We start from the raw sequence: 13,615 nt of genomic DNA, 5'->3' as shown, positions 1-13,615 counted from the left end.
TTTGTTCTCCTTACCACGCATAAAAGAGGGAGGCGCTGCCCCCCACACTGTTGTAGACCCCCCCGGTGGTGGGGCTGAGTTGTTCCCAAAAGGCGCCGATTTTCCAGGAGCTCCAGCGGTCGAAATGGCCCCGCCATTGCAGGCCACCCCCCTTTTGCTGCCGGTCGGCCAAGTTGACGATCCAGCCTTGGTCGGCGTCGACCGCGAACTGCTGAGTCCCCCCCCGACCCCAGGCCGATAGGGTCCCCGAGTCGGTGGTCCAACCGACCTCCCCCATGTAGGCCAGGGTGGGTGAGGCGGCGCCGGGAGCGATGCTGCGCAACCCCAAAGCAAGATAGGTTCCGTGGTCGAAATAGAGCCGACCCCCCAGGTCGCCCTGGGTGACGTCGATCCCCAGATCGCCGTAGTGGGAGCGGACGGCTCCGATCCCCACCGCCCCTCTCCCCCCCCGGTCGCTGAACGACAACCGCAGGGCGGCGACCGAGAGGTTGCCGCTTTGTCCGGTGGCGTCGTTGTTGTCGATCTTGAACAGATCGCCGTCCAAAGCCCACACCCCGGCGGGGCTATCGCTGAAGAAATTCACCCCAGCCCCAAGCGAAAACCCGTGTTGAAGAATACCGCTGCCATCCTTGAAACCGACCGACTCCAGAATGGCTGAACCGCGCAGGCGCCACCGCTCCAGATAGGTGGTAGCGAGGCTCGCCTTGGCACCGATCCCCCCTTGCCGGGTGTTGGATCCTGTATACAGCAGCGCGTATCCGTCGAGATTAACGGTGGGGGTCCAAACCATCCCCGCATGGGCTACCGGCGCCGCCGCCGGGGCGCCCAGGCAGAGCGCCGCCAAGACGAAGATCCGAGTTTTACTGGGGCTCATCCGCTCCTCCTGGAATGCCGACATCGGCAATTTGTTGCCGCCCGGTTTGCTGGGCGGTGATGGCGCGGCCGCGAAAGGTGCCGCTCAGGGTGTCGGGGCCGAGCTGACCCCGCACAAAGGTGGCGCTCGCCTCTTGAACCAGGTCGGGCAAACCGGCCTGTTTCAGACGCAGCACCGCGGTTTGCCGCCACCCCTCCCGGGTCGCCTCACGGCTTAACGAAACCCCGACCGGCTCGGGCCAGCCCAAATCGAAGAGGATCTCCCGCCCCCGCCGCAGGGTGGGCAAAAAGAGCCACGAGGGGTCCGGGGCGTCCACCCAGGTCATCCCCGTCTCGTCGGCGTGGGGGGTGATCCCCGTGGCCTGCATCAGGATCGCCAGCACCGGGGTGTCGACCCCGACCGGATCAAACAGGGTGGTCACCCCGTGCGCCAGGTTGATCCCCACCGAACCGCCGCCACCGCTGCTGAGTCGCAGCTCCCCGAGCAAGGTTGCGCTCAGGGTGAGCACCTCCTCACCACCTCCCCCTTGATTGTCTTCCCAGGCAAAACGCCACTGGGTGCCGACCGGGGGATGGAGGAGCGGCGCCAAGGCGGGGGAGGGCTCCACCGGGGTGACGCTCCCCCCTTGAACCGGAATGGTATGCAGCCGGTAGTGGCCGGTTTCATCGATCAGGGCGGTGAGGTGGAAAGGGAGGGTCGCATCCCCCACGGTCGGGGTCTGCTGAACCTGCATGTGCAGGTGGGGCTGGGGGGCGCGGCCCGAGGCGCCGCAGCGGGCCAGGGTTTGCCCCAGCTCGACCCGATCACCCACCTTAACCTTGATCGAATAGGGCATCAGATGGGCCAGCACCACATAGCGGTAGGGGGAGACCTGCAACACCACCACGTTGCCCCAGGCGTCGCGCGCCCCCAGATCGCCCGGTTGGGTGTCGGGCAGGTGGTCGCGAATCTGGGTGACCGTCCCCGCCGCAGGGGCGACCACCGGCAGCCCGAAGCAGTGGTAATCCTCGACCTTGCTCCCCTCCCCCTCGAACGACCTACCGTCGTCCCCCAACACAATAAAGTCGAGCGCATGGCGCCAGGGGCCGCGATGGGTGTGGGGGCCGTCGAACCCCTGGTAGATGCTCCATTGCCCCAAGAAGGGGGGGCGCAATGGCAGGCTTTCGATGGCACCCAGCCGCGCCTGGGCCAAACTCGCCCGGCGGCGGCTGACCTCGGGCAGATCGGGGCGGTGCAGAATCAGGTAAGGGGCCACCGGATGGGGGCGCTGGGCCAGGGTCAGCAGCAGGGTCAAGGTAACCAGATTGAAAGGCAGGGCCAGGATCGGCAGACCCGAAATGGCCAGAATCGAGGTTAGGCTCGCCGCCACCAGCGAGGTCACCATGGCGGCGGCGACCGCCAGAATCCAGGCGCGCAGCCCCGGAACCACGAAGACCCCCCCCACCGCCATGGCGGTGAACATATCGTTGAAGCCGACCCAGGAGCCGGGCATCGAGGGCAGAAAACCGGTCATGACCACCTGAAACAGGCCGCCTGCCGCAAAACCGCTGACCGCCAGCAGCGCCAGCCAACGCGAGGCGATGAGCAAGCCGATGAAGATCAGCATCCCCGCCACCGGATGGGGGGCAAAAAGGGCCGCCCCTAAGTGGGTGAAGAAGCTGTCGATCAGCGGTGGAAAGAGGGGATCGCGGTGGACCAGCAGCGCCGGGTAAAAGCCGATGTTGCCGAACCCCTGGATGGCGAAATAGAGGGGCAGCGTGGTGAACACGAAGGGGAGCGACAGCACCGGCAATCCCAGCAGCCGCCCCAGCACCACATGCAAGGTTTCGGTCAGCAGCACCGCCATGATGCTCCCCGCCGCCAGCAGCGGCAGCAGGTGCAGATCCAGCCGATAGAAGGCGCCCAGCGAAAGACCGACAAGCAGGGCGTTGAAGGCAATCCAGCCCCGCTCTTGAGGGCTTGTTCCCAAGCCGAGCAGCCGCGCCACCATCAGCCCCATCGCCCCCCCGAGGAGTCCGGCCAGCGCCGTGTTGGGGAAGACAAAGGTGGCGGCGGCGAACAGCCACCCCGCCTTGGGAAAGGGAAGAAACCCGATGGCGGCGTAGGCCCGGGCCAGCTCGTCGAGGGGGGCGAGCCAGTGTTTTTTAGGTAGGTCGTCGTGGGTCATGGGGTCGCCTCCCTGCAAGACGGAAGTGGTCGATGGGGACTATGGAAGCAGAACTCTGTCCGAGAATCGGTGGACCCAGCACCCGGCCCGGCGAGGGGGTGCCGGGGTGTGCCGCCTGCCCCCCCCAGCCGCACCCTTGGGGGTCTTCCTCCTCACCGCCCCATCCCCTCGGGAAACTTCGCCCCCAGATGCTCCGGCACCGCCTCGCAGCCGATCACGTCTTGCAGCTTTTCGGCCCGGCGCACCACCGAGACCTTTTGCTCGGGGTGGACCATCACGACGGCGGGGCGGTACTGGATGAACTGCATCCACTGGGTGTTGTTGTAGGCCCCCACCGGGGTGACCACCAAAGGCTCGCCCACCGGCAGCGGCGGCAGCACCACCGTTTGGCGCACCACGTCGATGTTCATGCACAGCGGGCCGAAGACGGCGCACTCCTCGGGCTGACCGGTCAAGGTACGGGTCGGATGCAGGGCGTGGTTGTACCAAAAGGCGGTGAACAGCACCCCCACCCCGGCGTCGACCACCACGGCCCGCCGTCCGTTGGGCAGCCGCTTATTGGCCACCACCGAGGTCACCAGTATCTCGGTGTCATCGATCAGGGCCCGCCCGGTTTCCAGCACCAAGGTCGGCAGCGCCTTGCGGCCCCGGGTCGCCGCCATCAGGGCACCGCAAACGGTTTCGGCGTATTGCTCGTAGCTGGGCACCACCTGTTCGGGGGGCAGGTAGGTCCCCTGTAGGGCGTTCTTCGAGGCGAAGCCGCCGCCGATGTCGAGGGTCTCGATGGTGTCGCCGGTAATCGCCTCGGCCTCGTTCATGAAGGCGACCAGCGACTTGATCTCCTCGGCGTAGGCCTCCTTGTCGAGGATGAAGGTGCCGACGTGGCTGTGCAGCCCGGTCAAGTGGAGTTTGTCGCAGGAGGCGATGCGCCGCGCCGCGTCGAAGGCCTGCCCCGCCTCGATGGAGAACCCGAACCGCCCCCAAACCGGGGCGTGGTGGGTATCCATGTTCAGGCGGATGGTGAGGTTGACCTCGGTATCGAGCTCCTGGGCCAGCTCCTCGATGAGGAAGAGTTCGTCGAAGTGATCGACATGCAGGTGGGCCCCCTCCTTGATCGCCCGCTCCAGGATCGCCCGGTTTTTGCCGGGGCCGTTGAAGAGGATCTTGTCGCCCGGCACCCCCAGATCGCGCGCCTTTTCGTATTCGAAGTCGCTGACCACCTCGGCCCAGGATCCCTCCTGGTGCATGATCCCGCACACCGCCCCCAGATAGTTGGTTTTGTAGGACCAGCCGATGCGCACCTTGGGGTAACGACGGGTGAAGGCGTCGCGCAGACGGCGCACATTGCTGCGCACCTTCTGCTCGCTGATGACAAAGAGCGGCGAGCCGTGCTGGGCGATCAGGTCGCGAATTCGCACCCCGTCGACCGCCTCGATGGGGGGGACAAACCCGGAGCGGCCGAACTTGTTGAGCATGCCGCCGACGTGGCGGACCAGGGTCGGTTTTTCGTAGGGACGACGGGTGGTGGTGGTGGCGTTCATGGGGCGCCTCCTTGGGTGTCATGGTTCAGGTGGCCGGTCACCGCCACCGCTTCGAAGTCGGCCAAATCGACGATCATGTCCTGGCTGAAACGGACGAACATGGTCCCGGCTTTGTAGGGGGTCAAATCGGGCAGCGGCAGGTCGAGCGCCAGCCGCGCCAGCAGGGCGGGCAGGTTGCGCCCCACCCCGACCGAGAGGTAGATCCAGGCGGGGAAGCGGGGGTTGATCTCCAGCAGAAGCAGCGATCCGTCGGGACGGCGCTTGACCTCGACCTCCAGTCCGCCGCGCCAGTTGAGCCCGGCGACCAGTTTTTCGGCGGCGACCAAAAAGGCGGGGTCGAGGATCGACACCCCGGCCCACCCCTTGCCTTTCTCGGTGAGGAAGGTCTTTTTCATCATCACCGGCCCGAGCAAGCGCCCCTCACCATCCCCCACGGCGGATAGGTTGTACTCCTCCCCCGCCACGTACTCCTGCACCAGCAGCGGCAGCCCCCACTGGGCGGCAATGGCGTGAAAGGCGGCGATCCCCGCCTCGACGGTGTGCACCACCTTGGCATCGTAGAAGATGCCCTTCACCACCAGGGGGTAGCGCCATCCCTCTTTGACGGCACTCGCAAAAAAGCCGGGATCGCCGATCGGCTCGGTGCGCGGCGCCGGAATCCCCGCCTTGGCGGCCAGTTCGGGCAGCCGATCCTTGCCCCGCAAGCGCAGGGTCTCCTCGGTCGGAACCAGCATTTTGATCCCCAACTCGGCGAGCTGCGCTTCGAGGTGGACAAAGCTGAGCAGCTCGGCGTCGAGGGTGGGGATAAGCAAATCGATGGGGTTTTCGGCATGGATCGCCGCCAGCCGCCCCAGCAGCTCCTCTTCGCCGCTGGAGGGGAAGGGGATCAAATAAACCCGGTCGCACAGATCGTTCATGTAGATGCCGGGATCCAGCGCATCGTAGGCGAGCCCGATGATGGTCAGGTCGAACTCGGGGTCGGCCAGCAGCGCACGGATCACCGCGACGCCGGGGGCCGGATTGTCGGTGGCGTTCAGACCGGTGACCGCCACGGTTAGGGGGTGTCGGGGCATGGGTCGTCCTTTCAAAACAAGATCAAGAGCAACGGCGGCTGTGCGTGAGCCCGCTTTTCGCCCTGCTTTTTGGTGTTCACCGGGGCAACGCCTCGCGCACCAGCGCGGCGTAATCGAGGATGTCCCGCTCGGCGGTACGGCGGTCGACCTCGAACCCTTCGGTCAACACCGCCACCGAGCCCTCCAGAGTCGGCTCGGGCTCCCCCTGCCAATGGCGCAGCAGCGCCAGCCCCGGGCCGTTGGCGGTCAGCGAGACCCCGGTGACCGGATCGAAGACAAAGCCGCTGGGATTCAGGGCCAGGCGGCCGAGCACCTCAAGTTCGGGCAGGTCGAGCCCTTTGCTCGGCTGCCAGGGCAGATGAGTCTCCTCGTCCTCGACCACCGCCCGGCGCAGGTTCTCTTTGAGTTCACCCAGATAGGTTTTGGGCTGCACCCCGGCGGGCAGGTCGCTGCGTTTGGCCAAATCGGTGAGGAAGCGCTCCAGCAGCGCCTGTATCGCCTGCCAAGCGGCGGCGACCTCCCCCTCGACCCCCTGGTGGTTGAGGAGCAGGTTGCCCAGGTCGGGGGCGTCGCGCAGGGCTGCGGCCAGACGGTCGAGGGCGAACTCGGGGGGCTGGTCGGCCAAGGGGGAAAGGATCGCTTCAAGTCGGGCGGCAGCCCCTTCGAGGTAGGCGATGAGGATCTCCCCCTTGCTGCGGAAGTGGCGGAACAGTCCCCCCTCCGACAACTCGGTGGCAGTGGCGATGGCCTGAGTGGTCAGCGCCGCGAGTGGATGCTCGCCTACCAAGGCGGCGACCGCTGAGACGATGGCGGTTTGTCGGGGACTCAAGGTGCTCATGGTGGTTTCCTTCCAGATTGAGGTACGGCTCTGAACCAAAGTTGGGGCATGATGAAATCAAAATTTTCGAGGTCAAGAGGCCATGTGCGAGCGGTCACTTGCATATCTACTTGCATCATCACTTCTTAGGCTTGAATCGACCGCCAAAACAGGCCGGGGCGGTCCAATAAACCCTTGAAAAACCGGACTGTTGCTTTTGACCGGGCAAGCCCCAGTCAGTATTGTTGCGCCCCTTTGATTTTTCAGCGCTTTTTCGCTGCATGCAGCCCTTCGAGTCGCCCCATTCCATGAGCTTGGTTCACTTCTTCCCGGAACGTCCCGACGGCAGCCCTTTAAAGATTCGTCGCGGCCTTTCGGCCCTGCACCCCGAGGACCGGGGGGGGATCGTCACCATCGGCAACTTCGACGGGGTCCATCGGGGGCATCAGGCGATCCTGAGCGATGCGGTCGCCGAGGCCCGCGCCGCCGGGGTTCCCGCCGTGGCGGTCACCTTCGAACCCCATCCCCGCGAGGTGGTGCGCGGGATCAAAGTCCCCCGCCTGACCCCCTTCCCGGTCAAGGCGTGGCTGCTCGCCCGCAGCGGCATCGACGCGCTGGTGGTGCTGCGTTTCACCCAGGCGCTTGCCGCCACCGATCCCGCCACCTTCATGAAGGCGACCCTGGCCGACGGCTTGAATGCCCAGGGGGTGCGGGTTGGGTATGACTTCGCCTTCGGCAAGGGTCGGGCCGGGGGATTTCAGACGCTGAAAGAGGCGGGGGAGCAACTCGGCTTTTGGGCGCGGCAGCACGAACCGTTCCAACTCGCGGGGCAGACGGTCTCCTCCACCGCAGTGCGGTTGGCGCTGGAGCAGGCCGATCTGCACCAGGTCTTCACCCTGTTGGGACGCCCCCACTGGACCCTGGCCCGTGTGGTACCGGGGGCGGGACGGGGTCGGACGATTGGGATTCCGACCGCCAACCTCTCGGCCCACGACAACGCCATCCTCCCCCCCGACGGGGTCTACGCGGTGCGGGTGCTGACCCCCGACGGCATGCGTGACGGTGTGGCGAACATCGGCACCAACCCGACGTTTGGGGGCGAGGCGCGCCATGCCGAGGTGCATCTGCTCGAAGAGCCGAGTGTGCCCCTGCGCGGCCATCGTTTGATCGTCGCCTGGATCGAGCGGCTGCGCGGCGAGGTGAAATTCGGCGGCGTGGAGGAACTGGTGACCCAGATACGCAGCGACATCGAACAAGGGAGGGCCATTCTGGCCGGGCATCCTGCTGCCCAGCCGGAGTACTCCATTCCCTGAGGGGGTGATGGTGGATGCGCTGCGCTTATCCACCCTACCCCAGCTCCGACGTAGGGTGGATAAGCGCAGCGCATCCACCACAGACATCGAATTTACTAATAAACCGGCTATAGCCGGCCTCCGCAGCGAGGTTTTTATGACCACCCCAACCACCCTTAAAGAGAGCGTCAGCCTCCCCAAAACCGACTTCCCGATGCGGGGCAATCTGCCCAAGCGGGAGCCGGAGCGGCTGGCTCAGTGGGAATCCCAGAACCTTTACAGCCGTCTTCTGGCCGAGCGCGCCGACGCCGAGCTTTTCGTCCTCCACGACGGCCCCCCCTACGCCAACGGCAACATCCACATCGGCCATGCGGTGAACAAGGTGCTCAAGGATTTCATCGTCCGCACCAAGTCGATGCGCGGCATGCGGGCCCCCTATGTGCCGGGCTGGGACTGCCACGGCCTACCCATCGAGCTCAAGGTCGAGGAGCAATTCATCAAGAAGGGGCGCAAGAAAGAGGATGTGCCCCCCGCCGAATTCCGCACCGCCTGCCGGCAGTACGCCAAGGGGTGGGTCGACAGTCAGCGGGAGGAATTCAAGCGGCTGGGGATTTTGGGCGACTGGGACAACCCCTACCTGACCATGAACTTCGGTTACGAGGCGGCGATTGTTCGCGAGCTGGGCAAACTGATGGAATCGGGCCATCTGGTGCGCGGCGCCAAGCCGATCCACTGGTGTCCCTCGTGTGTCACCGCCCTGGCCGAGGCCGAGATCGAGTACCACGACCACACCTCCCCCGCCATCTTCGTCGCCTTCCCCTTCGCCGACGGCGAGGCGGGTCGCCATCGCCTGCCTGAAGAGGCGGCGCTGGTCATCTGGACCACCACCCCCTGGACCCTGCCGGCCAACCAGGCGGTGGCGCTGCATCCCGATTTTGACTACGTGGCGCTCGATACCGACAAGGGGCAGTTCGTGGTCGCCGAGGCGCTGCAAGCGCAGTTCCTTGAGGCGACCGGTTTGAGCGCCCACTTCGTCGGCGAGCCGATCAAGGGGCGCGATCTTGAAGGGGCCAAGTTGCAGCACCCCTTCCTGGAGCGCTGGGTGCCGGTGATTTTGGGCGACCACGTCACCCTCGAAGCCGGAACCGGCGCAGTTCACACCGCCCCCGGCCACGGCCAGGAGGATTTCGAGGCGGGGCAGCGTTACAACCTGCCGGTGGAAAACCCGGTGGACGACCACGGTCGCTTCGTCGAGGGGATCCCCCATGTGGCGGGGATGACCACCAAAGCTGCCAACAAGGTGATCCTCGAAGTATTGGAGGGGCGCGGGCGGCTGCTGGCCCACTCCCCCCTCAACCACAGCTACCCCCACTGCTGGCGTTGCAAAGGGCCGATCCTCTTCCGGGCCACCGAGCAGTGGTTCATCCAGATGGAGCACGACGAGCTGCGCGCTCGTGCCCTGGCCGAGATCGACCTGACCCAGTGGATTCCCTCGTGGGGACGCGAGCGGATCCACAACATGGTGTCGGGACGTCCCGATTGGTGCATCTCGCGCCAGCGGGCTTGGGGCGCCCCGATCACGGTCGTGGAGTGCGGCGACTGCCGCGCCCCGCTGCTCGACCGGCGCATCGCCGAACGGGTGGCCGAGTTCGTCGAGCAGGAGGGGGTCGACGCCTGGTTCGAGCGGCCGGTGAGCGACTTCTTGCCTGAAGGGGAAACCTGCCCCCACTGCGGCTCGACCGAATTCACCAAGGAAACCGACATCCTCGACGTCTGGTTCGATTCGGGGGTTAGTCAAGCGGCGGTCCTGAAAACCCGGGACGATCTGGCCTGGCCCGCCGATCTGTATTTAGAGGGCTCCGACCAGCATCGCGGCTGGTTTCAATCGAGCCTGCTCGCCTCGGTGGCCGCCAATGGCCAAGCCCCCTACAAGGCGGTTCTGACCCACGGCTTCGTCCTCGATGCCCAGGGGCGCAAGATGAGCAAAAGCCTGGGCAACACCGTGGCGCCGCAGGAGGTGATCGGCAAATTCGGCGCCGACGTGCTGCGACTTTGGGTTGCCAGCGAGGACACCCGCTCCGACGTGCGCATCGGGGGCGAGATCCTCGACCGCCAGGCCGACACCTACCGCCGCCTGCGCAACACCCTGCGTTATTTGCTGGGGAGTCTGGACGGCTTCGACCCGGCCACCGACACCATCGCCTGGGACGATCTGCTACCGCTGGAGCGCTTCATGCTCGACCGGGCGCGGCGGACCGGGGCCAAAGTGCTGGCCGCCTATGAGGGGTATGACTTTCAGGCGGCGGCCCGCGAACTGCACCGCTTCTGCAACGAAGATCTCTCGGCCTTCTATCTCGACGTCTTGAAGGACCGCCTCTACATCGAGGCGCGGGACGGGGCCTTGCGCAAAAGCGCCCAGACGGCGCTTTACCTGATCGGCGACCGCTTGATCCGCTGGCTGGCCCCCTTGACCCCCTTCACCGCCGACGAGGCCTGGGAGTGCCTGCCGGGCAAGCGGGAGTCGAGTGTGCAGTTGGCGACCTTCGCCGCCGCCGATTGGGTGGCGAGTGAGGGTGAGGTGGCCCGTTACACCCGTTTGATGGGGCTGCGCGAGGGGGTGTTGCCGCTGCTCGAAATCCTGCGCCGGGACGGAAAAATCGGCGCCTCGCTTGAGGCCGAAGTAAGGTTTAGAACCGAGGACGTACTAGATTTGACAGGCTTAGAGGAAGAGGTCGCAGATATTCTAATCGTCTCAAAAGTCACCTTTTCGAATGATCTTCCAAACCGAGAAGATCAAGGATTTCCAGGCCAATGGACGCACATCAGAGCGCAAATTGATTCATCAGGAACAGCGACATCAAACATCAAAAGCTCGCCACGTATTTGGGTGGGCCGCCTGGCGGGCGAGAAATGCGACCGCTGCTGGCACATCGTCCCCGAGCGTCATGAAGTGCTCGACGGCCAGGTTTGCGGCCGCTGCCGCGACGTAATCGTGGGGGCGCAGTGATCGGGCGTCGCGCCGCGATTTTGCTGGGGGTGGCCACTGCGGTGGCCACCCTCGATCAGCTGACCAAGGGGTGGATCGTCGCCTCGGTCGCCCGCTGGGAGTCGATCCCGGTCATCCCCGGATTCTTCGACATCGTCCACACCCACAACCGTGGGGTCGCCTTCGGCATGTTCAATAACCTGCCCGAGTCGATGCGTATCCTTTTTTTGGTCGCTTTGGCCGTGGCCATCGTGATTGGCCTCATTTGGTGGGCGCACAACAACCTGCCCCGTTTCGGCGACCGGATCGCGGTGGCCTGCATCGTGGGGGGCGCCATTGGCAATCTGGTGGATCGGATCCGCATTGGTGAGGTGGTCGACTTTCTCGACGTCTACCTCGGCAGCCACCACTGGCCCGCCTTCAACGTGGCAGATTCTTTCATCACCTGCGGGGTGGTCTGGTTGATCGTCAGCAGCCTGCGCCACGACCGCAGTTAAGGAGGCGCTGACGAATCAGCGTTTGCGAGCCGCCCAGGATGGACTGGGCGGCTCGCAAAAAAAATTCGTCGTCACTGGTACTGGGTGGGGTGCGGATATTTTTGGGCACGGATTCAGGGATATTTCAGGCGAAGGTGGCACTGGCGGTCTACCCGGTTGGCGGCGGCGGGCCAGTTTATGATTGAGCATCAAAGAAAAAACGGCCCCCTTGCGGGAGCCGTTGACATCATTGCAGACGATGGCCTGTATTTAGTTGGGTCTTTTCCATGCAAAGAAAGCCTTGGATTCTGCAGTGACATCCAAATCAATCACCCAGGGCAAAACCGCTGGGAACATTGTGGTTACGGTGCCGAATTGGTTGATTACTTTTTCGGGCACCCGCGCTGGGGGTGAAAATGCCGTACGGTTGAGCATACCAGCCATGTAGCTTGTATCAAATGCCCCAGGGGCAGTTTTAAACTTCAAACCTGCTACTGGAATATCTTCCGCCCCGACGATTCTTTGATCGAATAAATAGGGGAACCATTTTTGAATGGGAGGGAATGGTTGCAGGGAGTTCACCCAACTATAAAAGAGTGTTGAACCCGGCAAGACAGGGTGTTGAAGGGCCATTGTCATTTGGGCGGAGGTATAGGGACCAATGGGAACAACTACCTGACTTGTGCCGAATGGGTCTCCACTTGCCTGGATATGTTTGGCCGTCAGATTTCCCGCCGAAACATCGATAAGAGCGACCTGGGTTTTTGAGACTCCTGGTCCGGCTGATCCGGTCATTATTGACCAGCTTCGATACGGAGCATATTGGATAGATAGAGGTTCCCGTGCGCCGGATGAATAATAAATACCGCTAGAAATAATTGCTGTAGGACTCGGTGATGGCGCGAATGGGTCAGTGATGATCTCAATGGAATAGGGAGGTAGTGTGATCGTCTGAGTCGAGGTTTCAAAGCTAGATACCGATTGATTCCATACAAATGAAGTGAGGGTTACATCGGTAGTGCCAAGCTCAACAAAATCGGCAAAACATTCACCAGAAGAATTGGCATAGTTGTCACATGACGTTCCAGTCACATTTTGTTTCCAGCTCAACACGCCAACACCTCTAGGGATAGGTACGAATTGGCCAAAAGGTTCGGGCAGAAGTATAGGCGTTAAGGCGCCATAAACGGTTCCGTCGAAGCTTTCGACGCTGATGGAAATGATACCGCTTGAATGTTTTGCGTAGAATTGCCATTCACTGACATCGTCGCGAATGGATCGAGTAACGGTGTTTGATGGTATCGCATTGACCCAGTTGTAAACGTCGCTCCAATCGTGGGGGAGGACGCGTCGCCAGGGATTGGCTTGGCAATTAGGGTAGACCAATTGGCTAATGCGAGCCGAAATATTATTACTGATAGCGTCCCACAAGCCTGGGATTTTTAGGTAATAGTTTATGAAGCTATGCCCAAGCGGATCAACTTCTTTCTGTAGGATTTGGCTAATGATTCCAGGCGAAGAGTTTGGAGTAAGCACATTACCAATAGCAATTGCAGCATTGATGATAATTATATCGGACAATGACGTCACGTAAGGACTATTGTCTTCTACAACAGAAGCTGGAGTAGCGACGGGAATTAGTCCGATATTGTTTGACCAAGACGAGTTATGCTGTATAAGCATTTTGTAGACATGGTTTGCGTATAAATTTCCTTCTGAATGAGAAACAACTACCACCCGATTTCCGCTATTAATATATTTTAGTAGCTGTAAAAATATCAGTGTTGTATCAACATCATATAATCCAACCCTCGCGAGAAAATATTGTTCGTTGTCTTGCATCCATCCAGCAATCAACGAAATATTAGGCGGGGATACTTGCCCAGACAAATAGAGCCAGAACGGGCGAGTGTCTTCTCCAAACTTCAGGGTATACAACTCGAGTAGTTGGGCTAATATATTTGTGGTATTGTTTGTTGAAAATTGGTCCTTATGTTGCACAAGAATAAAGTTGTGATTGATCAATTCATTCGGCGTGTTTGACGCGGCTATTGGGGAGTATTTTAGTCGCATCTTCCCTGATGACTTGGGGTGGACCCCACTCCTTGGACAGTTTGGGGGCGAAAATTTGTAAACGGTTAGTGGCGGTGGGTGGTTCCGCCGTGGGTTTGATGGACCTGTTCTGGGGTCTTGCCGCCGAGGGCACTGTGGGGGCGCTCGGTGTTGTAAAACCGGAAGTAGCGGTCGAGCCCCTGGTGCAGCGCCACCCCATCGGCATGGTCGTACAGGTAGATCTCTTCGTACTTCACCGTGCGCCACAAACGTTCGATGAAGACGTTGTCCAGCGCCCGGCCCCGTCCGTCCATGCTGATGAGAATCTGTTGTTCCA

Annotated in this window: 8 protein-coding genes and 1 pseudogene; 3 read left to right on the top strand and 6 right to left on the bottom strand. The window is 62.5% G+C overall.

Annotated features, from left to right (window positions below):
* Positions 1 to 10: 10 nt before the first annotated feature.
* From AUJ55_02905 to AUJ55_02885, 5 genes are all read right to left on the bottom strand, one after another.
* A complete protein-coding gene (locus AUJ55_02905) occupies positions 11 to 874 on the bottom strand; it encodes a hypothetical protein (GenBank protein ID OIO59906.1) in 864 nt (287 codons plus the stop codon).
* On the bottom strand, positions 861 to 3,041 hold the full coding sequence (locus AUJ55_02900; protein ID OIO59905.1) for a hypothetical protein: 2,181 nt from the start codon (positions 3,039 to 3,041) through the stop codon (positions 861 to 863). The genes AUJ55_02905 and AUJ55_02900 overlap by 14 nt, the downstream gene beginning before the upstream one ends.
* 152 nt (positions 3,042 to 3,193) lie before the next feature.
* The gene (locus AUJ55_02895; protein OIO59904.1) at positions 3,194 to 4,582 is read right to left on the bottom strand and encodes a diaminopimelate decarboxylase; all 1,389 of its coding nucleotides are present in this window, start codon (positions 4,580 to 4,582) and stop codon (positions 3,194 to 3,196) included.
* The gene (locus tag AUJ55_02890) at positions 4,579 to 5,655 is read right to left on the bottom strand and encodes a carbamoyl-phosphate-synthetase (protein OIO59903.1); all 1,077 of its coding nucleotides are present in this window, start codon (positions 5,653 to 5,655) and stop codon (positions 4,579 to 4,581) included. The genes AUJ55_02895 and AUJ55_02890 overlap by 4 nt, the downstream gene beginning before the upstream one ends.
* 76 nt (positions 5,656 to 5,731) lie before the next feature.
* Positions 5,732 to 6,013, bottom strand: a complete 282-nt coding sequence (locus AUJ55_02885; protein ID OIO59927.1) for a hypothetical protein — start codon at positions 6,011 to 6,013, stop codon at positions 5,732 to 5,734.
* An 818-nt stretch (positions 6,014 to 6,831) separates the two neighbouring features.
* Here AUJ55_02885 and AUJ55_02880 point away from each other — a divergent pair.
* From AUJ55_02880 to AUJ55_02870, 3 genes are all read left to right on the top strand, one after another.
* Complete coding sequence (locus AUJ55_02880) at positions 6,832 to 7,785, top strand: riboflavin biosynthesis protein RibF (protein OIO59926.1); 954 nt, start codon at positions 6,832 to 6,834, stop codon at positions 7,783 to 7,785.
* A gap of 136 nt (positions 7,786 to 7,921) precedes the next feature.
* Complete coding sequence (locus tag AUJ55_02875) at positions 7,922 to 10,771, top strand: isoleucine--tRNA ligase (GenBank protein OIO59902.1); 2,850 nt, start codon at positions 7,922 to 7,924, stop codon at positions 10,769 to 10,771.
* Positions 10,771 to 11,247 (top strand): signal peptidase II, encoded by a 477-nt coding sequence (locus tag AUJ55_02870; GenBank protein OIO59925.1) that lies wholly within the window; start codon positions 10,771 to 10,773, stop codon positions 11,245 to 11,247. The genes AUJ55_02875 and AUJ55_02870 overlap by 1 nt, the downstream gene beginning before the upstream one ends.
* A 2,117-nt stretch (positions 11,248 to 13,364) precedes the next feature.
* Here the strand turns inward: AUJ55_02870 and AUJ55_02865 are convergent.
* Positions 13,365 to 13,615, bottom strand: a pseudogene (locus AUJ55_02865) (hypothetical protein).

This window comes from Proteobacteria bacterium CG1_02_64_396, from assembly GCA_001872725.1.
Lineage (GTDB): Bacteria > Pseudomonadota > MNWR01 > CG1-02-64-396 > CG1-02-64-396 > CG1-02-64-396.
Note: the sequence above shows the minus strand (reverse complement) of the source record. Positions and strands in the feature narration are given on the sequence as shown.